The sequence below is a fragment of the Rhizobium sp. YTUHZ044 genome (assembly GCF_051123975.1).
GTDB lineage: Bacteria > Pseudomonadota > Alphaproteobacteria > Rhizobiales > Rhizobiaceae > Rhizobium.
Map to the genome: position 1 here is coordinate 4445485 of NZ_CP101426.1, position 18535 is coordinate 4464019.

Below are 18535 nucleotides of genomic sequence, written 5' to 3' on the forward strand. Positions count from 1 at the left end.
GGACAAACCCCTCACATCACCGTCCGCGCCCGCAGCGCCGCCGCCAGCGTGCCCTCATCGAGATAGTCGAGCTCGCCGCCAACCGGCACGCCATGCGCCAGCCGCGTGATCTTCACCTCGAGTCCCTGCAACTGGTCGGTGATGTAATGCGCCGTCGTTTGCCCCTCGACGGTGGCGTTGACGGCGATGATCAGTTCGCGAATGCCGCCTTCGCCGATCCGGGCGACCAGCCCGCGAATGTTGAGGTCGTCGGGCCCGATCCCGTCGAGCGGCGACAGCGTGCCGCCGAGCACGTGATAGGCGGCGTTCATCGCCCCCGCCCGCTCCAGCGCCCAGAGATCGGATACGTCTTCGACGACGATGATGACGGATTGATCGCGCTGCGTGTCGGTGCAGACGGTGCAGGGGTCGAACGTATCGACGTTGCCACAGCGCGAGCAGATCTTCACCCTGTTATAGGCTTCGCCCATCGCGTTCGACAGCGGCCCGAGCAACTGGTCCTTCTTCTTGATCAGATGCAGCGCCGCCCGGCGGGCCGAGCGCGGCCCGAGGCCCGGCACCTTCGCCAGAAGCTGGATGAGTTTTTCGATTTCGGGGCCGGTGACTCGTTTTGCCATGCGCTGTTCTTAACTGATATGGAACGAAAACGGAATCGCGGAAGGATCGGCTGCCCCATGAAAATTCTGGCGCTTTGTATCGGCAATCCGGAGAGGCTGGCCGGCAAGAGCTACAAGACCGGTATCTTCAAACGGCCCGTCAACGGCGCGGTGATGATCGACGCCGAGGGGGTGGTCGGCGATGCCATCTGCAACCGCAAACACCATGGCGGTGTCGATCAGGCGGTTTATATCGAGGGATCGCTGACGCTCGACTGGTGGAGCGAGGAGTTAGGCCGGTCTTACGAGCCCGGCACCTTCGGCGAAAACATGGTCATCTCCGGTCTCGACAATCGCGACGTTGCCGTCGGCGACCGGTTCGTATCAGGCGATCTCATCCTCGAAGTCACCGCATGCCGCATTCCCTGCGCCACCTTCGCCGCCAGGATGCACGATCCGAAATTCGTCAAACGCTACACCGATGCCGCCCGTCCCGGCATTTACTCTCGTGTCATCAGGCGCGGTGTGGCCGAGGTCGGAACGGCGGTCGAGCATCAGCCCTTTTCAGGCAATAAGGTGACGATGCCGGAGCTGATGAGAACATTCGGCCGGCAGCTTTCGGAGGCGGACCGGTCGCGATATCTCGCCGCCCCCATTCACTGCAAGCTGCGGGCGATGCTGGAAGCACAGCGTTAAGAGCGGCGTTCTGTAGGCATCGCCGGCTCGATAGCCGCATCGGCTATTGGAACCACAGTCAATATGAAGACCAATTGCCTGCTATCAGAATGGCAGCTTGAAGCCGGGCGGGATCGGCAGACCGGCGGTCAGCGCCTTTGTCTTTTCGGCGGCGAGCGCCTCGGCCTTGTCCTTGGCGTCCTTATGAGCGGCGACGATCAGATCCTCGAGGATCTCGACGTCGTCCTCCTTGAACAGCGACGGGTCGATCTTCAGGCTCTTGAGTTCGCCCTTGCCGGAGATGATGACGGTGACGAGGCCGCCGCCCGCCTTGCCTTCGGCCGTGAGCTCGGCGATTTCCGCCTGCATCTGCTCCATCTTGGCCTGCATTTCCTTGACTTTGCCCATCATGCCCATGATGTCGCGCATCGTCTCGCTCCTTCTTGAAACCTTAGAATTCTATGTCGTCGCCCGGCAGGATGTCGCCTTCCTCGGATTCGGCGACAGCCGGCGGTTTGACCTCGCCTTCCTCCTCCGGTTCGGGTGCCCGCACGCGCACGTCGATGATTTTCGCGCCCGGAAACTGCGCCAGGATTGCCGCTACGTCAGGGTCCTGGCGCGCGTCGCTCACACGCTGCTCCTGCGCCTTGGCTTCCGCCTCCACCATCGTCGGCCCGCCTTCTTCGCGGCTGGTGCTGACGATCCAGTGGATGCCGGTCCATTCCTTGAGCTTAACGGCAAGCTCGTTGAGCAGCGTATTCGGAGCGCCTTCGGTGAGGTTCACATCCAGCCGACCCGGCTCAAGACGGACCGGGCGCACGAAGTTGCGCACCAGTGCCTTCAGCTTGACGTCGCGCTTCTCGCTCGCAAGCTCGACGATGTCGGCGATGGAATTGACACGCACGAGCGGCTTCGGAGCCTCTGCGGGCCTGGCCTCGGTGCGGCCGATATTCTGCGGTTCCGGATTTGGCACGGCGCGGAGCATCGCGGTCGGCCCCGAAGGCTGCGGCCGTGGTGTCGGCTCCGTCGCCCGTGCCGTAACGCTGCTCTGATAAGGAACCCGTGTTCCGTTGCCGCCGCCATTGCCCGAAGGTGAGGAGGGCCGTTGGCCGACATTATCGCCGGAAAACTCCGTAAGCCGCCGCGCCGCATCCTCGGGCGCCGGCAGATGGGCCGCATGCGCAAGCCGGATCAGCACCATCTCGGCGGCACCCGCCGTGCGCGACGAGCCTTCCGTTTCGGGAATGCCCTTCAGCAGCATCTGCCAGATGCGCGACAGCGTCGTCACCGCAACACCCTTGGCGAATTCCGCCGCCTTGGTGCGCTCGATCTCGCTGAGAGAAGGGTCGTTTGCCGCATCCGGCACATATTTCAGTCGCGTTACCAGATGGGTGAAATCGGCAAGATCGGTGAGTACGACCACCGGATTGGCGCCGGCCTCGTACTGGTTCTGGAATTCGCCGAGGGCGGCGGCCACGTCGCCTTTGATGATATGCTGAAAGAGATCGACGATCCGGGCGCGGTCGGCAAGGCCGAGCATGCCGCGCACCGCTTCCGCCTGCACGGCGCCTGCGCCATGGGCGATCGCCTGGTCGAGCAGCGACAGGCCGTCGCGGGCAGAGCCTTCGGCGGCTCGCGCGATCATCGCCAGCGCGTCGCCTTCCGCCTCAATGCCCTCCTTGGCCGCGATTGTCGAAAACAGCCCGACGAGATCCGACGCGCTGATGCGGCGCAGGTCGAAGCGCTGGCAACGCGACAGCACGGTGATCGGCACCTTGCGGATTTCGGTGGTGGCGAAGATGAACTTCACATGCTCCGGCGGCTCTTCCAACGTCTTCAACAGGCCGTTGAAGGCCTGGGTCGACAGCATGTGCACTTCGTCGATGATATAGACCTTGTAGCGCGCCGAAACCGGCCGGTAGCGCACCTGCTCTATGATTTCTCTTATATCGTCGATACCGGTATGCGAAGCGGCATCCATTTCGATCACATCGACATGCCGGCCTTCCATGATTGCCTGGCAATGTTCGCCGGGCACACGCAGGTCGATCGTCGGCTTGTCGATTTCTGCCGTCTTGTAATTCAGCGCCCGCGCCAGGATGCGCGCCGTCGTCGTCTTGCCGACGCCGCGCACGCCGGTCAGCATATAGGCCTGGGCAATGCGGCCGGTCTCGAAGGCGTTGGTGAGCGTGCGGACCATCGGCTCCTGGCCGACCATCAGGTCCGTGAAATCCTTGGGGCGGTATTTGCGAGCCAGCACCCGGTACCCGGTGCCCGTCGAGGCGGCATCTTTTGATTGTCGCTCGGTATCGCTCATCGCCCTGCTTGTCGCCCGAAATTGTCGAGCATTTCGTGGAGAGAAGGTGGGAGGCTGGCACGATGACCCGTGCCGGGCTCGTTAGGGCTGCTTCCTTCCGGACCTGACCCGGTTGGCGAGTGGCTCGTCCACCACCAACCTCCCGGATGCACATATCGGCAATATCGTCATCAAAAGCAAGCCAACATCCAAAAAAACTGCTAGTCCTAGGAAAAGACAGGAGGAATGTCCCTTGGACGGTTTTGTGCTCGACCCCCGGCTGGAAAACGACAGCGTCAGCATCATGGTCACCGGTCTCTGTGATCTCAGATTATCCAAGGATGCCCGCTGGCCGTGGCTCATTCTGGTCCCGCGCCGGGCCGGCATTGCTGAAATTTTCGAGTTGACGCCGCTCGATCAGGTGCTGCTCGCCTTCGAGACGGAGCTTGTCGCCAAGGCCTTGAAGAACATCACCGGCGCGACAAAAATCAACATAGGGGCTCTTGGCAACATCGTCCGCCAGCTTCATGTTCATGTCATTGCCCGCTTCGAAGGCGATGCCAACTGGCCGGGTCCCATCTGGGGTTTCGAGCGCGCCGAGCCTTACGAGGACGCAAGGAGAGACGAATTCACAGCAAAGCTGCGGGAAGCCCTTTCATCATGAACCATTCGCTTTTCGATTCGGATGTGCCGCATCCGGAACCCAGCAATCTCACTGCCTTTGCCGCCAACGACCTCAATCGCGATTCCGAACATCGCGACGAACATTCCGTCGAAAGGGCGCTGGCAAAGGACGGTACCCATATCTTCGCCTTTGCCCGGGACAAGCTGGTGCTGAAACATGACGGCCAGGTGCTCGATCCGCTGTTTGCCCGTTACGAACTGCAGGAATTGCAGCCGAATTGGGACGAGACTGTGCTGCTCGGCTACCGCAAATCAGGCGAGCCGCGCCTTGCCGTTCCCGTCGGCATCGACGTCGAGGACCTTGCCAGCCAATACAAGCCGGCCGACGGCCGCACGCTGTTTCGCGAGATGCTGATCGACGAAGTCTTGCTCGGCGAATTCGCCCAGGCCGCAAGCCTCATCCGCTGGAATGGCGACAACCGCTTCTGCGGCCGCTGCGGCGCGGCGATGGAGATTCATATCGGCGGCTACAAGCGCGTCTGCGCCGCCTGCGAACACATGATCTTCCCTCGTACCGACCCCGTCGTCATCATGCTGACGATCGACGAGACGCGCGACCTTTGCCTGCTCGGCCGCAGCCCGCATTTTGCGCCCGGCATGTATTCCTGCCTTGCCGGCTTCGTCGAACCCGGCGAAACCATCGAGAATGCCGTGCGCCGGGAAACGTTGGAGGAATCGGGCATCCGCACCGGCCGCATCCGCTATCACGCCTCGCAGCCCTGGCCGATGCCGCATTCGCTGATGATCGGCTGTTACGCCGAGGCCAAATCCACCGAAATTACACGCGACGAGACGGAACTCGAGGATTGCCGCTGGTTCACCCGCGAGGAAACAATCGAGATGCTGGAACGCCCGAGTGCAACGGGCAAGGCCTCTCCACCGAAAGGGGCGATCGCCCACCGCCTGATGCGCGACTGGGCGGAGTGGAAGCGGTAACACGATGCCGGTCGCCCGCTCGGAACGGCTGCTGACGCTGCTCCAGACGCTCCGGCGTTATCGGCGGCCGGTGACCGGAACTGTTCTTGCCCAGGAAACCGGCGTCAGCCTGCGCACGCTCTATCGCGATATTGCCAGCCTGCAGGCCCAGGGGGCGATGATCGAAGGCGAAGCGGGCATCGGTTATGTGCTGAAGCCCGGCTTCATGTTGCCGCCGATGATGTTTTCCGAAGAAGAGCTGGAAGCCTTGGTGCTCGGTTCGCGCTGGGTGGCCCGCGCCGCCGAGCCGCGCCTTGCGGGCGCCGGCGCCGATGCGCTCGCCAAGATCGTCGCCGTGCTGCCGGCCGACATGCGTGAAACGGTCGATTCGGCGACACTGTTCGTTGGTCGCAAACGCCAGGACGAGGACAGGGCTGATGTTTCGGCTATCCGCAAGGCGATCCGCCTGGAGCGCGTGCTCGAACTGCATTACGGCGACGAGCAGGGCCGTATCTCCCGCCGCCGTGTCTGGCCCTTCGCGCTCGGCTATTTCGAGCATGTGCGCATCATCATGGCCTGGTGCGAACTGCGCCAGGATTTTCGCCATTTCCGCACCGATCGCATCATCGACATGGCGGTCCATGAGATGCGTTATCCCCGTCGCCGCACGGTGCTCCTAAAGGAATGGCGCGAGACGCAGGACGTGCCGCTGGAGACCTGAACGCTGCTGCCATAAACTGTCAGCAGGGAGAGTTATTATCAGCCTCACTTCACTACAGCGCCGCGCGTCTTCGGACACGCAGGAGGCTGTGACATCCAGGTTTTGCGCATCGTGCCGATGCGCTTGGGAAGGAGTACTGATCATGGTAACGCCTCCAATCATTCAACAGGCCGGCGATCGCTTCGCCTCCGATAGTTTTGCAGATATCATTTCGGCCGAAACTTTTGCCGACGTCCGGCAGTCGGCACGCTCCGGCCTGCTGCGCCTGGCTATGAGCCTTTTCCGGATCCCCGAGGCAAGCCGCTCGAAACTCGATGTCGAAGCCATGCCGGATTCCCGCAGGCGCGACCTCGGTTTCATGGATGGGCGCAACCCGCGCCTCCAGGACCGGTTCCCGCTCTAAATATCTGATTGTCCAGCTCATCCACTTGACGAGAACGGGGCGTTGCTTTCGCGGCGCCTTTCGTTTCCTGCTGCCACAAATTGGCAGCAGGACATCTCGCAGACCCAACTTACAGCAACGGGAGAATCGAAATGACCAGCCCCAATCTGATAATCCTCTATGTCAAGGATCCTGCCGAAAGCGCCAGCTTCTACCGGAACCTCCTGAACCGCGAGCCGGCCGTCGAAGCGCCGAATTTCGTCGCCTTCCCGCTCGATGGCGGCTTCACCCTTGGTCTCTGGCGGCGCAGCAAGGTCGAGCCGCAGCCTTCCGCCATCGGCAATCGAGGCGAAGTGGCCTTCATGGTGGCGGGAGAAAATGCCGTCGCCAGGCAATATGATGACTGGCGTCAGCGCGGCCTGCCGATTGCCCAGGAACTGACCGAACTCGATTTCGGCCCGACCTTCGTGGTGCTCGACCCGGACGGGCATCGGCTGCGCGTCTGCGAGCCGGATAAATAATGAGAGAGCGCGAGGCCTGTTAAAGCAGACCTCGCATCACATGCCCCTTGTAGACGCCGAGGATGCGCACCTTTTCGGAGAAGAAACGCAGCTCCTCCAATGCCCGGCGAACGTTCGGATCGTTCGGATGGCCCTCGATATCGGCGTAGAATTGCGTCGCCACGAATTTTCCGCCGAGCTGATAGCTTTCGAGCTTCGTCATGTTGATATTGTTCGTGGCAAATCCGCCGAGCGCCTTGTAGAGCGCGGCCGGAATGTTGCGAACGTTGAAGACGAAGGTGGTGACGACCTTTTCCTCGGCCGAACTGCGTTGCGCCCATTCCTCATCGCGGGACAGGATGACGAAACGGGTAACGTTGTTTTCGGTATCCTCGACGTTCTCGGCGACGATCGCCAGCCCATAGAGATCGGCGGCAAGGCGCGGCGCGAGTGCCGCCATCGAGCGATCGCCGGTTTCCTTGACGAGTTTAGCCGCCCCCGCCGTATCGCCGGCGATGACAGGCTTCCAGCCGTGAGCGCGCACGATCTTGCGGCATTGGCCGAGTGCGTGGATATGGCTGTGCACCGTGCGGATCTCGTCCTGGGTGACCCCGGGCAGCACCATCAGCTGGAAGCGGATCGGCATGAAATATTCGCCGATGATATGCAGCCGCGATTCCGGCAGCAGATGATGGATATCGGCAACGCGTCCGGCAATGGTGTTCTCGATCGGGATCATTGCGATATCGGCGTCGCCATTGTCGACGGCCGTGAAGGCATCCTCGAAAGTCTGGCAGGGCAGCGGCTCCATGGTCGGAAACATGTCGCGGCAGGCCATGTCGGAATTGGCGCCGAATTCGCCCTGGAAGGCGATCCTGTTGGTCTTGATGTTCATGATCGTCCTGTCAGTTCTGCCGTGCAGAGAGGATGCGCCGCGCTTTTTCGAGGTCGGCGGGAGTATCGACACCGAGCGGAACCGTGTCAACGATCTCGGCATCGATGCGCATGCCGGCCTCCAGTGCCCGCAGCTGCTCCAGCGACTCGCGCTTTTCAAGCGTCGACGGGCCGAGCGACACGAACCGTTCGAGCGCCGCGCGCCGATAGGCATAGAGGCCGATATGATGGTAGAGCGGCCCCTTGCCGTAGGGCGCCGTGGCGCGAGTGAAGTAGAGGCCGCGCAGGCGGGTGTCGGAAATCGGCGAACCGATGACCTTGACGATGTGCGGCGCGGTCTTGTCCTCCTCATTATCGATTTCGATGGTCAGCGTGCCGATATCGACCGCCTCGTTCTCGAGGGGGCGCAAGGCCGCCCGCACTGTTTCCGGCTCGATCGTCGGCAAGTCGCCCTGGACGTTGACGATGAACTTCGCCTTGCCGTCCGGATCGACCTTCGTCAACGCCTCGAAGATGCGGTCCGAGCCGGATTGATGATCCTTGCTGGTCATGACAACTTCGAAGCCGGCGGCGGCCACCGTATCGAACACCTGCGGATCGTCGACGGCGACGACGACCCGGCCGATTTCGGCTTCTCTTGCGCGCATCGCCACCTGCACGACCATCGGCAGTCCGCAAATATCGGCGAGCGGCTTGCCCGGAAGCCGGGTGGAGGCCATCCGTGCCGGAATCAATACGAGCACGTCGTCGAAATTTGAATCACGCATTGTTCGGGCCTTCTATTCCGGGCTGAAAAGTGTCAAAAAGTCTCACGCATAAGACCATTTAGACAGTTGCAACGAACAGTCAAAAGACATAGGTTCCGCGCGATTTCAAGATGGTCCGGTTCTTGTCTGCCGGCTGCAAGGGGAGCATTGCAGATGAATTCATACGTCAATACGGCCGTGGGGGCGCTGCTCGGAACGGTTTTCGTTCTGATGTCGGTCTCCATCGCGTCCGAGGGGATCTTCCATTCCGAAGCGCCGGAGAAGGAAGGTTTCGCGATCGTTGCCGAAGAGGCGCCGGCCGCCGGTGGCGAAGCTGCGCCGGCCGCTGCCGTTCCGATCGCGCAGTTGCTCGCTTCTGCAGATGCCAAGGCCGGTGAAGCGGTCTTCAAGAAGTGTCAGGCCTGTCATGACGGCACCAAAGGCGGACCGAACAAGGTCGGTCCGAACCTCTTTGGTGTCGTAGATCGCCCGATCGCCTCGCATGAAGGCTTCGCTTATTCCGCTGCGATGAAGGATTTCTCCAAGGGTAGCAGCGAGAAGTGGACTTTCGAGAACCTCAACAAGTTCCTGCTGGCGCCGAAGAAGGATGTTCCCGGCACCGCAATGGGCTTCGCCGGTCTGGCGAAGGATCAGGATCGCGCCAACGTCATCCTCTACCTGCACACGCTCGCTGATTCGCCGGTGCCGCTGCCGGATCCGAAAACGGCCACGCAGTGAACGGCGGGATGATCGCCTGATTTTCAAAGCCCGGCCCGCGCGCCGGGCTTTTTGCTGCGCGAAGAGCGAGTTTTTGCGCGCGTCGTTATGACAAGACCGCCGCGCATTTCGGGTGACATGCTCAGGCGCCGAGGAAATAGGCCCAGAGCGAGACCGTGATGGCGCCGAGAGCCGTTGTCACCGTGATCGTCGAGGCGGCGAGGCTGTGACCGACGCCGAACCGGTTGGCGATCAGCCAGGCGTTGACGCCTGTCGGCACCGACGAGGTCAGCACGATCGCTGCCGTCCATGCAGGGTTGAGGCCGAGGAGATGGCTCGCCGCCCAGACGCAACCGGGCAGCAGCAGCAGCTTTAAGCTCGAGGTGACGCTGGCAATACCGAAATTGCCGGAGACGCCGTATCTCTCCAGCGCCATCCCGAGCGAGATCAGCGCTGCCGGACCGGCAATGCCGGCGATCTGATTGACGACCGTCGCCAGCGTTGCAGTCATGGTAAGGCCGGAAAGGTGCATGGCCATGCCCGCCGCAAGCCCGATCACCAGCGGATTGCGTATGAGATTGATGGCGATCTGGCGAAGCACGAACATCATGCTGCGGTCGCTTTTGCCGGCGATCTTGCGCTCCGCATGTTCCATCAGCACTGTGCCAGCGACCATCATGACAGGCAGATGCACGGCAAGGAGGATCGACAACGCCACCAGCCCTTCGTCGCCGATGGTCCGCTGAACGAGCGGCAGCCCGATGAAGACGTTGTTGGCGAAGGCTGAGGACACCCCGGCGAGAACGCCGATCCGTTCGTCGCGGCCGAAAAGCCGCGTGGCGGCGATATGCCCGGCCGTCCAGGTGATGGCGACGCCGGAGAAATAGACGATCCAGAGCCGGAAAGGCGAGGCGCCGTGGAAATCCGCTTCGGCGATGGTGCGGAAGAGCAGCAGCGGCACGGCGATCTTGAAGACGAATTCGCTGAGCGCGTCGCCGACATTCGACGTCATCAGGCCGCTGCGAACGATCACCCAGCCGATGAGGATCAGGATGAAGATGGGGAGGACGTCGAGAATGATGGCTGACATGAGGCAGGATGCTCTGCGGGGGAGGGGAGTATCCGACCTCTACAGCATCGGCCCGAAAATCGGAATCGATTTTCGGTAAGTCCGATGCGTAGATTTAAAGAGTGAGAGCGTCCTTTGCATCCGAACGGATGCACGGCGCTCTGGCAGCAAAAGGTTCGAATTGAAAAGGCAAGCGCCGCCCGCTCCGGCGCTCGGCTCTCCGCAAAGCAAAAAAAGCGGGCACAGCCCGCTTTTCCGCTCCGGCCCTGCCGGATATCCCGATCACGAAGCTGCCAGTTCATCCGTGGTCAGCATCGCGCCGGTAAGATCGAAGGGATCATCCCTCGGGCGCCCGGCCGCAACTGAAAGCTGCTCATGCCGGTTTTCCTGCGAGTTTTTGTAGATTTCGAAGATGACAGCGGCGTGACGAATAAGCGGCACTTTTGCGAAGAAATAGATGCGCCATTCACCATTTGTCCTTCCAAACCGCAGAAATTTCGCTAAGACCGAACCCCGGCTATCACAAATCCGGGACCCCCCATTTCATGACAAGATTCGATGTTCTGACGGTCGGCAACGCAATCGTGGATATCATCGCCCGTTGCAACGACCAGTTCCTCATTGACAACCAGATCACGAAGGCGGCGATGAACCTCATCGACGCCGAACGCGCCGAACTCTTGTATTCGCGCATGGGACCGGCACTGGAAGCCTCCGGCGGCAGCGCCGGCAACACGGCGGCGGGCGTTGCCAACCTCGGCGGTAAGGCCGCCTATTTCGGCAATGTCGCCGCAGATCAGCTCGGAGACATCTTTACCCACGACATCCGCGCCCAGGGCGTCCACTATCAGACGAAGCCGAAGGGCACCTTCCCGCCGACGGCGCGTTCGATGATCTTTGTCACCGAGGATGGCGAGCGTTCGATGAATACCTATCTCGGCGCCTGCGTCGAACTCGGTCCTGAGGATGTCGAGGCCGATGTCGTCGCCAATGCCAAGGTCACCTATTTCGAAGGTTATCTGTGGGATCCGCCGCGCGCCAAGGAGGCGATTCTCGATTGCGCCCGCATCGCCCATCAACACGGCCGGGAAATGTCGATGACACTGTCCGACAGTTTCTGCGTCGACCGATATCGCGGCGAGTTCCTCGATCTGATGCGCTCCGGCAAGGTCGATATCGTCTTTGCCAATCGCCAGGAGGCGCTGTCGCTTTACCAGACCGACGATTTCGAAGAGGCGCTGAACAGGATCGCCGCGGACTGCAAGATCGCCGCCGTGACGATGAGCGAGAACGGCGCCGTCATCCTGAAGGGCCGCGAGCGTTATTACGTCGATGCGATCAGGATTCGGGAAGTTGTTGACACAACGGGCGCCGGCGACCTGTTTGCCTCCGGCTTCCTCTATGGCTACACGCAGGGAAGGTCCCTGGAGGATTGCGGCAAGCTCGGTTGTCTCGCCGCCGGCATTGTCATTCAGCAGATCGGCCCACGCCCGATGACCTCGCTTTCCGACGCCGCCAAACAGGCGGGGCTTATTTGAAGGCCTCGCCGGGATAGGCGCCCCAGATTTCCGACTGCGCCACCCAGCCTGCGGCGCCGTCGGTTTCTGCGTGGCACCAATCGCCGTTGCATTCGCCGATCGTCAGCATCACGCCGGGTTCCAGCTTGGCGACGATCGAGGCGGAGGGCTGCGCCTCGCGGCGCAGGTTGACATAGACGCCCTTGCCCTTCGCCTTCATCCAGGGTGCGGCGATCGCCGCGCGCTGGCCTGACAGCAGCGACTGATTGACCCAGCCTTCAGTGCCGTCGGCATCGCGGATGCGGCGCCAATTGTCGTATTCCTGGATGATTTCCACCGGCAGGCCGGATTTCAGATACATCCACGATACGGCGAAATCCGTTCCGGGGCCGATGCGCAGGTTGACGCGCTTCGATTTCAATGTGACGAAGCGCGGCAACGGCAGGCCGCTCGGCCCTTTGGCCGCCTGCGCATGAGCAAATTCTAAGGTTCCCATGGATGCGGCCAGAGCGATCGCGAGGGCGAGGCAGGACTTCAGGACTTTGCTGCGCATGGAGGCTTCCGTTTGCTCGAATTCGCGGGCAAGCCCGGCCTGCACGCGGTCCGGGCTTTGACATTCCCCGGCTGCACCACGAGTTTTGTTTGTCTTCGCGTGCGGGTCTGGTAGAAATTGCCCGGAACGGGAAAATTATCACCCCTCTTGGTTAAAGACCTCTGAACAAGGCACCGCAGGCAGCCATGACAGCGAAGAAAAAACCGAAGGTCTATATCACCCGCAAGCTGCCGGATGCCGTCGAAACCCGAATGCGGGAGCTGTTCGATGCCGAGCTGAACATCGATGACGCGCCGCGCTCCGTTCCCGAGCTTATCGCCGCTGTCCGGACTGCCGACGTGCTGGTGCCGACGGTCACCGATCGCATCGATGCGGCCCTGATCGAAGAGGCGGGGCCGCAGATGAAGCTTATTGCCAGCTTCTCCAACGGCACCGACCACATCGACGTCGAGGCGGCGGCGCGCAAGGGCATCACCGTCACCAACACGCCGAACGTCCTGACCGAGGACACCGCCGATATGACAATGGCGCTGATTCTCGCGGTTCCGAGGCGACTCGGCGAAGGGGCGCGGATCCTGACCGACAAGCCGGGCGAGTGGGCCGGCTGGTCTCCCACCTGGATGCTCGGCCGGCGCATTCACGGAAAGCGCATCGGCATCGTCGGCATGGGGCGTATCGGCACGGCGGTGGCCCGCCGCGCCAAGGCTTTTGGTCTTTCGATCCACTATCACAATCGCAAGCGCGTCAATCCAGCCGTCGAGGACGAGTTGGAGGCAACCTATTGGGAAAGCCTCGACCAGATGCTGGCCCGTGTCGACATCGTCTCGATCAACTGCCCCTCGACACCGGCAACCTTTCACCTGATTTCGGCGCGCCGCCTGGCGCTGCTGCAGCCCACCGCCTATCTCGTCAATACAGCGCGCGGTGACGTCGTCGATGAAGCCCAGCTGATCAAATGCCTGAGGGAGGGCAAGATCGCCGGCGCCGGCCTCGACGTGTTCGAGAACGAGCCGGCCGTCAATCCGAAGCTCGTCAAGCTCGCCAATGAGGGCAAGGTCGTGCTGCTGCCGCATATGAGTTCGGCGACGATCGAAGGCCGGATCGACATGGGCGACAAGGTCATCATCAATATCCGCACCTTCATCGACGGCCACAGACCGCCGAACCGGGTGCTGCCGGGCCGGTGAGCTAATTCGGGGAGCGGATTCGGTCGATGCGCGTCAGCGAGGAAGGATCTTCCGCATCTCGACGAAGGTCGTCCTGGCAAAACCAGGATGGGCCTTTTCGGCGCTTCTGGAAAATCCCCAGGCGGCAAAGACGGCGTGATTGTCGGTGAGCTCGATGCGTGTCTCCAGCCGCAAAGCGGCAAAGCCGAGTTCTGCAGCCGTCTCCTCGGCAACTGCGAGCAAACGCCTGCCGAGGCCCTTGCCTTGCGCTGCCGGCAGAACGGCGAGCTTGCCGACATAGAGACAATCGGCCTCCGGCCGCAGAAACAGGCAGCCGGTCAGTTTGCCATCGTCGATGACGACATGGCCGATCTCGGCCTCAGCCTTTGCTGCCAGCGCCTCCGCCGTCAGACTGAGCGCCGAGGACGGCGGATCGATCCTCCCGTTCATCGAAGCGAAGGCCGTGAGGATGAGGGCGAGCAGCTCGTCCCAGCGCGTGAAGCTCCGATCAAGGCGGATAATCGTCATCCGGCCTGCCTTGCGCGGCGGCGCTTGTAGCGCACGGTTTCGAACCGGGCCGAGAGTGCGTCGTAAAGCAGCAGCCGTCCGATCAGCGGCTCGCCGGCGCCGGTGACGAGCTTGATCGCCTCCATCGCCATCATCGTGCCGATGACGCCGGTGAGCGCGCCGATGATGCCGGCTTCGGCGCAGCTGGGGATCAGGCCCGCCGGTGGCGCCTCGGGAAACAGGTCGCGGTAGCCTGGGTTGGGCGCTCCGTCCTCGGCCGTCGCGTAAGGTTTTAGCACCGTCAGCGAACCGTCGAAACGACCGACGGCTCCGGTGACGAGTGGGATACGTGCTTCCTCCGCCGCATCGGCCGCGGCATAACGCGTATCGAAATTGTCGGAGCCGTCGATCAGGAGATCGAAGCCGGACAATTGACGCCGGGCAGTCTCGCGAGAAAAGCGTTCCTCGAAGCGGATGAGCCGCACATGCGGGTTGAGCCTGGCAATGGCCAAGGCGGCGCTTTCGGTTTTCCGCTCGCCGATCGTGCCGGAATCATGGATCACCTGGCGCTGCAGATTGGACAGCGACACCCGGTCGTCGTCGACGATGCCGAGCGTGCCGATACCGGCGGCGGCGAGATATTGCAGAATCGGCGCACCGAGCCCGCCGGCGCCGATCACCAGCACGCGGGCGGCCTTGAGTTTCTGCTGGCCTGCGCCGCCGATTTCGGGGAGCAGGATATGGCGTTGATACCGGGCGATTTCATCGGGGCTGAGAGGTTCCATGGCGGCGATGGTAGCATGGCCCCCGACATCGGGAAAAGCGACATCGGGAAAAGCTGTCTCCCTCATCCGAACACCCTTCCGTCCGCAACCGTAAAGAACTGCGCCCTGTCGCCGAGGGCCGAGAACATTCCCCGATCCGTTCCGGTCATGAAGGCCTGACCGCCCAGTCCGTCGATGAGGTCGAACAACGCGGCGCGCCTGTTCTCGTCGAGATGCGCGGCGATTTCGTCGAGCAGCAGGATCGGCGCATGGGCGGTAAGATTGCCGACGAGTCGTGCATGGGCAAGCACCAGGCCGACAAGCAGCGCTTTCTGCTCGCCGGTGGAACAACGCGCCGCCTCCATCGCCTTTTCGCGGTGGTGGACGATGAGGTCAGCCCGGTGCGGTCCCTCCAGCGTGCGCCCCGCGCCGGCATCGCGGTAGCGGCTCTCGGCCAGCATCTCCGCGTAGTCGTCCTCGAGGTCGACCGATGGGCGCGAGAACTGGCCGTCCATGAAGCCCGAGAGCTGCAGTGAGGCCGAGGGGAAAGGCGAGCTCTCCAGTGTTTCCTCGATCAGCCGGCTCAAAAGGCCGAGCATTTCCTGGCGGGCGAGCGCCATGGCGATACCGAGGCTTGCCATCTGTTCTTCGATACCCGCAAGCCAGGAAGGGTCGAAGCGGCTCTCGTCCAGCAGTTTGTTGCGGCTGCGCATGGCACGCTCGAAATCGCTGGCGCGGCGGCCGTGGGCCGGATCGAGCGACAGCACCAGCCGGTCGAGAAAGCGCCGGCGGTCGGAGGAGGCGCCGGTGAAGAGCCCGTCCATCGCCGGTGTCAGCCAGAGAAGACGCAGGTGATCGGTCAACTCGTCGGCGGTTTTTGCCGGGGTGCCGTTGATGCGAAGCCGGCGGGCTGTGGTCTCCTCACCCGCTTCTATGCCGGTTCCGATCTCGACCTCGCCCTCCATGCCATCCAGCGCCGCGAAGATCGAAAAGCCGCCGGCCGCGCCGACGCGGGTAATGTCGCCATAGGCGGCTCGGCGCAGGCCGCGGCCGGGCGAAAGCAGCGAGACCGCCTCCATGAGATTGGTCTTGCCGGCGCCATTGTCTCCGGTCAGCACGGCGTGCCGACCATCGAGGCTAAGGCTCGCGGCCGCATAATTGCGGAAGTCCGTCAGCTTCAGACGGGAGAGAGAAACCTTATGCGGCATTGCGTATCCGGGTCCGTGAAGCGTGACAGCTAAGCCGAAGCGGCGCAGATGGCAAGCGCGCAGCTTCGCGCGCGGATCGCGCCCACTTGACGGGGAGCATCGTAAACACGGTCAATTCCGGAACTTTTCGGTACGGTTTTCTCGAACCCGCGAAAAATACAACCGAATCCGAGGCGTCGAGATTGGCCGTCCTTACCGACGACAGCCGTCGTCGTCGCGCTCCGATCACCTGGATGACAGGGCTTCTGCGGCATTTCTCGGCGTTTGCTGACGTAACGTGACGCCTGCAAAAAGCCGGTTGAATTTTGCAACTACAGGATTGCCTTATCTCGGGAAAACGATATGGTGAACAAAAGGTTCATGTATAAGAGAGTGGTGAAGTGCCAGATCCGGTCGATATCATCGTTGGTCGCAACATCAGACAGCTTCGCGCCATTCGTCGTGTTTCCCAGCTCGAGCTCGGTGAAGCACTCGGACTGACTTTCCAGCAGATCCAGAAATATGAAAAGGGAACGAACCGGGTTTCAGCCAGCAAGCTGCATCAGATCGCGGTTTTTCTCGGCGTCGAGATCGCCGCCCTCTTCGAGGGGACCGATATATCGGAATTCAGCGGCCGTATCGAACTCAGCCCTGATGCCTATGCCCTTGCGCTGAGCTACGACAAGCTGAATTCGGCGGCAGGCAAGGAAGCGGTCAAGACAATCCTTACACTGATGAGCGGCGAAGCGGTCGATAGCGCCGCCTGACTCCGCTGAAGCGGTTAGCTGACCTTCGGGAGAAGCAAGACTTCTCCAGACAGGGATGACCTCCGAGCGATGTCGGGGGGCTGCCTGTCCCCAGCGGTAGACGCATTTCGCGACGCGTTGGTGAATCAGTGAATCTCGCACCCATGCAACGCCGTTAGCAGGTCGTCCTGCGTCTGGTGGCCGGCGTGGTAGAGGTCGATCGCGATACTGGCGATGGAAAGGCCCTGCTGGCTGCGAAGCTTGATATTGCGCTCGGCACACCATGTGTAAATGGCGCCGGCGAGAACGTCGACATCTTCGGACTGAGAGGAAAAGGCTGGCGCCATGATGGATACTCTTGCTTCGTGGTCCCCGTTAGAGCGCCTGCGTCCAATTGGACGCGCGGGAAACGCTCTGTCGCTCTGAAACTGCGCATCACCCCCCTGACATCGATTCCGAGCTCCTGGGTCATCCGCTGACAGCAGAGATTGGAGTCATTTTAAAAACTTGCAAGCGGCGTCATCGGGCTGCGTTAACGCAAGTTCCTGTTCCGAGCGGGCACCGTGTCGATCTGGAACAGATTGCGCGGCAGATCTGGAACAGATCGCCTGGCATGAACTGCCCATGTCCCAAATCAGGATTTGCGGGTGCAAAAAAAGCCGGAGACGTTTTCGTCCCCGGCTTTCGCGACTGCCTATCGATCGACGGCTCAGCCTTCGAAGAATTCCTTCATCCGGGCAAAGAAACCCGTCGATTCCGGATTGTTCTCCTTGGAAGAAATCTGCTCGAATTCCTGCAGCAGTTCGCGCTGACGCTTGGTGAGCTTTTGCGGTGTCTCGATCTGGATCTGGATATAAAGGTCGCCCGTCTGCGCCGAACGCAGCACCGGCATGCCCTTGCCCTTGAGACGGAACTGTTTGCCGGCCTGCGTGCCCTCAGGCACGCTCACCCGCGATTTGGTGCCGTCGAGTGTCGCTACGTCGAAGGTTCCGCCGAGAGCAGCCGTCGTCATCGAGATCGGCACGGCGCAATAGAGGTCGGCTCCGTCACGCTGGTAGAATTCATGCGGCTTCACCGACAGGAAGATATAAAGATCGCCGGCCGGTCCGCCGCGAGCCCCGGCTTCGCCCTCGCCCTGTAGGCGGATGCGCGTGCCGTCCTCGATGCCGGCGGGAATATTGACCGAGAGTGACCGCTCTTCCGTCACCCGGCCCTGGCCGTGGCACTTCGGACACGGATCGGGAATGATCTGGCCACGGCCGTGGCAGGTCGGGCAGGTCCGCTCGATCGAGAAGAAACCCTGCGCCGCGCGCACGCGGCCCGTGCCCTGGCAGGTGCCGCAGTTCTTCGGTTGCGTGCCGGGCTTGGCGCCTGAACCCGAACAGACGTCGCAGGTGATGGAGGTGGGAACGCGGATCTGCGCCGTCTTGCCCGAGAAAGCCTCTTCCAGCGTTATTTCCATATTGTAGCGAAGATCGGCGCCGCGTTCGCGGCCTCCCGACGAGCGCTGGCGCGCCCGTCCGCCGCCCATCATCTCGCCGAAAATATCCTCGAAGATGTCGGAGAAGCCGCCGCCGGCAAAGCCGCCGCCACCGCCGCCCATGCCGCCATGCTCAAAGGCTGCGTGGCCATAACGATCATAGGCTGCCCGCTTCTGCGGGTCCTTGAGCATTTCATAGGCTTCGTTGATTTCCTTGAACTTCCGTTCGGCTTCCTTGTCATCCGGGTTCTTGTCCGGATGATATTTCATCGCCAGCTTTCGGAAGGCGCTCTTCAGCTCTTTCTCGTCCGCCGATTTGGCTACACCCAGAGTTTCGTAAAAGTCCGCTTTTGCCATTAAGGATTAAACCCCGGAAATGGATTTCCGGCTGCCATGGTGAGCAGCCGGATCAGGTGTTGA

General features: G+C 61.9%; 22 protein-coding genes and 1 other RNA gene. 10 read left to right on the forward strand and 13 right to left on the reverse strand.

What is annotated here, in order from left to right:
• Positions 1-11 precede the first annotated feature (11 nt).
• The gene (gene recR / locus NL154_RS21670) at positions 12-617 is read right to left on the reverse strand and encodes a recombination mediator RecR (protein ID WP_434733330.1); all 606 of its coding nucleotides are present in this window, start codon (positions 615-617) and stop codon (positions 12-14) included.
• 57 nt (positions 618-674) lie between these two features.
• Between recR and NL154_RS21675 the strand changes: the two genes are divergently transcribed.
• The gene (locus NL154_RS21675) at positions 675-1292 is read left to right on the forward strand and encodes an MOSC domain-containing protein (RefSeq protein ID WP_434733331.1); all 618 of its coding nucleotides are present in this window, start codon (positions 675-677) and stop codon (positions 1290-1292) included.
• An 84-nt stretch (positions 1293-1376) separates the two neighbouring features.
• On the opposite strand, the gene NL154_RS21680 is transcribed toward NL154_RS21675, so the two are convergent.
• From NL154_RS21680 to ffs, 3 genes are all read right to left on the reverse strand, one after another.
• Positions 1377-1700: a YbaB/EbfC family nucleoid-associated protein gene (locus NL154_RS21680; protein ID WP_003571208.1), complete on the reverse strand. Its 324-nt coding sequence runs from the start codon at positions 1698-1700 to the stop codon at positions 1377-1379.
• A gap of 22 nt (positions 1701-1722) precedes the next feature.
• Positions 1723-3588, reverse strand: coding sequence for a DNA polymerase III subunit gamma/tau (locus NL154_RS21685; RefSeq protein WP_210629647.1), 1866 nt, complete (start codon positions 3586-3588; stop codon positions 1723-1725).
• A 46-nt stretch (positions 3589-3634) separates the two neighbouring features.
• Positions 3635-3731, reverse strand: an RNA gene (gene ffs / locus NL154_RS21690) — signal recognition particle sRNA small type.
• 89 nt (positions 3732-3820) lie between these two features.
• On the opposite strand from ffs, the gene NL154_RS21695 reads away from it, so the two are divergent.
• The 5 genes from NL154_RS21695 to NL154_RS21715 all read left to right on the forward strand — a co-directional run bounded on the left by NL154_RS21695 (position 3821) and on the right by NL154_RS21715 (position 6790).
• The gene (locus NL154_RS21695; protein WP_210629646.1) at positions 3821-4231 is read left to right on the forward strand and encodes an HIT domain-containing protein; all 411 of its coding nucleotides are present in this window, start codon (positions 3821-3823) and stop codon (positions 4229-4231) included.
• A complete protein-coding gene (gene nudC / locus NL154_RS21700; RefSeq protein WP_210629645.1) occupies positions 4228-5187 on the forward strand; it encodes an NAD(+) diphosphatase in 960 nt (319 codons plus the stop codon). Before NL154_RS21695 ends, nudC begins: the two co-directional genes overlap by 4 nt.
• A 4-nt stretch (positions 5188-5191) precedes the next feature.
• Positions 5192-5887, forward strand: a complete 696-nt coding sequence (locus NL154_RS21705) for a helix-turn-helix transcriptional regulator (RefSeq protein ID WP_210629644.1) — start codon at positions 5192-5194, stop codon at positions 5885-5887.
• A 142-nt stretch (positions 5888-6029) separates the two neighbouring features.
• Positions 6030-6290 (forward strand): hypothetical protein, encoded by a 261-nt coding sequence (locus NL154_RS21710; protein ID WP_210629643.1) that lies wholly within the window; start codon positions 6030-6032, stop codon positions 6288-6290.
• Between the two features lie 131 nt (positions 6291-6421).
• Entirely contained in the window at positions 6422-6790 is a 369-nt protein-coding gene (locus NL154_RS21715; protein ID WP_210629642.1) for a VOC family protein, read from the forward strand.
• A 19-nt stretch (positions 6791-6809) separates the two neighbouring features.
• On the opposite strand, the gene NL154_RS21720 is transcribed toward NL154_RS21715, so the two are convergent.
• Together NL154_RS21720 and NL154_RS21725 are read right to left on the reverse strand one after the other, a co-directional pair.
• Positions 6810-7664 carry a prephenate dehydratase gene (locus NL154_RS21720; protein ID WP_434733332.1) on the reverse strand — a complete coding sequence of 285 codons (855 nt, stop codon included), beginning with the start codon at positions 7662-7664 and terminating at the stop codon, positions 6810-6812.
• Between the two features lie 10 nt (positions 7665-7674).
• Positions 7675-8430, reverse strand: coding sequence for a 3-deoxy-manno-octulosonate cytidylyltransferase (locus NL154_RS21725; protein ID WP_210629640.1), 756 nt, complete (start codon positions 8428-8430; stop codon positions 7675-7677).
• A gap of 153 nt (positions 8431-8583) precedes the next feature.
• Between NL154_RS21725 and NL154_RS21730 the strand changes: the two genes are divergently transcribed.
• Positions 8584-9147: a c-type cytochrome gene (locus NL154_RS21730; protein ID WP_434733333.1), complete on the forward strand. Its 564-nt coding sequence runs from the start codon at positions 8584-8586 to the stop codon at positions 9145-9147.
• 121 nt (positions 9148-9268) lie between these two features.
• Here NL154_RS21730 and NL154_RS21735 read toward each other — a convergent pair whose 3' ends face one another.
• Positions 9269-10216 (reverse strand): AEC family transporter, encoded by a 948-nt coding sequence (locus NL154_RS21735; RefSeq protein ID WP_210629638.1) that lies wholly within the window; start codon positions 10214-10216, stop codon positions 9269-9271.
• 524 nt (positions 10217-10740) lie between these two features.
• On the opposite strand from NL154_RS21735, the gene NL154_RS21740 reads away from it, so the two are divergent.
• Complete coding sequence (locus tag NL154_RS21740) at positions 10741-11733, forward strand: adenosine kinase (RefSeq protein ID WP_221147666.1); 993 nt, start codon at positions 10741-10743, stop codon at positions 11731-11733.
• On the opposite strand, the gene NL154_RS21745 is transcribed toward NL154_RS21740, so the two are convergent.
• Positions 11726-12265, reverse strand: coding sequence for an SH3 domain-containing protein (locus NL154_RS21745; protein ID WP_210629636.1), 540 nt, complete (start codon positions 12263-12265; stop codon positions 11726-11728). The two genes, NL154_RS21740 and NL154_RS21745, sit on opposite strands and share 8 nt — an antisense overlap.
• A gap of 185 nt (positions 12266-12450) precedes the next feature.
• On the opposite strand from NL154_RS21745, the gene NL154_RS21750 reads away from it, so the two are divergent.
• Positions 12451-13452: a 2-hydroxyacid dehydrogenase gene (locus NL154_RS21750; RefSeq protein WP_210629635.1), complete on the forward strand. Its 1002-nt coding sequence runs from the start codon at positions 12451-12453 to the stop codon at positions 13450-13452.
• A 33-nt stretch (positions 13453-13485) separates the two neighbouring features.
• On the opposite strand, the gene NL154_RS21755 is transcribed toward NL154_RS21750, so the two are convergent.
• From NL154_RS21755 to recF, 3 genes are read right to left on the reverse strand one after another with little or no spacing between them, the layout of a single operon-like run.
• Positions 13486-13959: a GNAT family N-acetyltransferase gene (locus NL154_RS21755; protein ID WP_434733334.1), complete on the reverse strand. Its 474-nt coding sequence runs from the start codon at positions 13957-13959 to the stop codon at positions 13486-13488.
• Complete coding sequence (locus tag NL154_RS21760) at positions 13956-14789, reverse strand: molybdopterin-synthase adenylyltransferase MoeB (RefSeq protein WP_405048799.1); 834 nt, start codon at positions 14787-14789, stop codon at positions 13956-13958. The genes NL154_RS21755 and NL154_RS21760 overlap by 4 nt, the downstream gene beginning before the upstream one ends.
• Positions 14786-15910 carry a DNA replication/repair protein RecF gene (gene recF, locus NL154_RS21765; RefSeq protein WP_210629633.1) on the reverse strand — a complete coding sequence of 375 codons (1125 nt, stop codon included), beginning with the start codon at positions 15908-15910 and terminating at the stop codon, positions 14786-14788. Before recF ends, NL154_RS21760 begins: the two co-directional genes overlap by 4 nt.
• Positions 15911-16290: 380 nt before the next feature.
• Between recF and NL154_RS21770 the strand changes: the two genes are divergently transcribed.
• Entirely contained in the window at positions 16291-16656 is a 366-nt protein-coding gene (locus NL154_RS21770) for a helix-turn-helix domain-containing protein (RefSeq protein ID WP_434733335.1), read from the forward strand.
• Positions 16657-16781: 125 nt separating this feature from the next.
• On the opposite strand, the gene NL154_RS21775 is transcribed toward NL154_RS21770, so the two are convergent.
• On the reverse strand, positions 16782-16982 hold the full coding sequence (locus tag NL154_RS21775) for a hypothetical protein (protein WP_085776534.1): 201 nt from the start codon (positions 16980-16982) through the stop codon (positions 16782-16784).
• 362 nt (positions 16983-17344) lie between these two features.
• Positions 17345-18472 carry a molecular chaperone DnaJ gene (gene dnaJ, locus NL154_RS21780; RefSeq protein ID WP_221147667.1) on the reverse strand — a complete coding sequence of 376 codons (1128 nt, stop codon included), beginning with the start codon at positions 18470-18472 and terminating at the stop codon, positions 17345-17347.
• Between the last annotated feature and the right edge of the window lie 63 nt (positions 18473-18535).

What these genes read in the sequence shown, in the direction of transcription:
- recR (WP_434733330.1), bottom strand. Translation starts at nt 617, where the DNA reads ATGGCAAAACGAGTCACCGGCCCCGAAATCGAAAAACTCATCCAGCTT.
- NL154_RS21675 (WP_434733331.1), top strand. Translation starts at nt 675, where the DNA reads ATGAAAATTCTGGCGCTTTGTATCGGCAATCCGGAGAGGCTGGCCGGC.
- NL154_RS21680 (WP_003571208.1), bottom strand. Translation starts at nt 1,700, where the DNA reads ATGCGCGACATCATGGGCATGATGGGCAAAGTCAAGGAAATGCAGGCC.
- NL154_RS21685 (WP_210629647.1), bottom strand. Translation starts at nt 3,588, where the DNA reads ATGAGCGATACCGAGCGACAATCAAAAGATGCCGCCTCGACGGGCACC.
- nudC (WP_210629645.1), top strand. Translation starts at nt 4,228, where the DNA reads ATGAACCATTCGCTTTTCGATTCGGATGTGCCGCATCCGGAACCCAGC.
- NL154_RS21705 (WP_210629644.1), top strand. Translation starts at nt 5,192, where the DNA reads ATGCCGGTCGCCCGCTCGGAACGGCTGCTGACGCTGCTCCAGACGCTC.
- NL154_RS21710 (WP_210629643.1), top strand. Translation starts at nt 6,030, where the DNA reads ATGGTAACGCCTCCAATCATTCAACAGGCCGGCGATCGCTTCGCCTCC.
- NL154_RS21715 (WP_210629642.1), top strand. Translation starts at nt 6,422, where the DNA reads ATGACCAGCCCCAATCTGATAATCCTCTATGTCAAGGATCCTGCCGAA.
- NL154_RS21720 (WP_434733332.1), bottom strand. Translation starts at nt 7,664, where the DNA reads ATGAACATCAAGACCAACAGGATCGCCTTCCAGGGCGAATTCGGCGCC.
- NL154_RS21725 (WP_210629640.1), bottom strand. Translation starts at nt 8,430, where the DNA reads ATGCGTGATTCAAATTTCGACGACGTGCTCGTATTGATTCCGGCACGG.
- NL154_RS21730 (WP_434733333.1), top strand. Translation starts at nt 8,584, where the DNA reads ATGAATTCATACGTCAATACGGCCGTGGGGGCGCTGCTCGGAACGGTT.
- NL154_RS21735 (WP_210629638.1), bottom strand. Translation starts at nt 10,216, where the DNA reads ATGTCAGCCATCATTCTCGACGTCCTCCCCATCTTCATCCTGATCCTC.
- NL154_RS21740 (WP_221147666.1), top strand. Translation starts at nt 10,741, where the DNA reads ATGACAAGATTCGATGTTCTGACGGTCGGCAACGCAATCGTGGATATC.
- NL154_RS21745 (WP_210629636.1), bottom strand. Translation starts at nt 12,265, where the DNA reads ATGCGCAGCAAAGTCCTGAAGTCCTGCCTCGCCCTCGCGATCGCTCTG.
- NL154_RS21750 (WP_210629635.1), top strand. Translation starts at nt 12,451, where the DNA reads ATGACAGCGAAGAAAAAACCGAAGGTCTATATCACCCGCAAGCTGCCG.
- NL154_RS21755 (WP_434733334.1), bottom strand. Translation starts at nt 13,959, where the DNA reads ATGACGATTATCCGCCTTGATCGGAGCTTCACGCGCTGGGACGAGCTG.
- NL154_RS21760 (WP_405048799.1), bottom strand. Translation starts at nt 14,789, where the DNA reads ATGAGGGAGACAGCTTTTCCCGATGTCGCTTTTCCCGATGTCGGGGGC.
- recF (WP_210629633.1), bottom strand. Translation starts at nt 15,910, where the DNA reads ATGCCGCATAAGGTTTCTCTCTCCCGTCTGAAGCTGACGGACTTCCGC.
- NL154_RS21775 (WP_085776534.1), bottom strand. Translation starts at nt 16,982, where the DNA reads ATGGCGCCAGCCTTTTCCTCTCAGTCCGAAGATGTCGACGTTCTCGCC.
- dnaJ (WP_221147667.1), bottom strand. Translation starts at nt 18,472, where the DNA reads ATGGCAAAAGCGGACTTTTACGAAACTCTGGGTGTAGCCAAATCGGCG.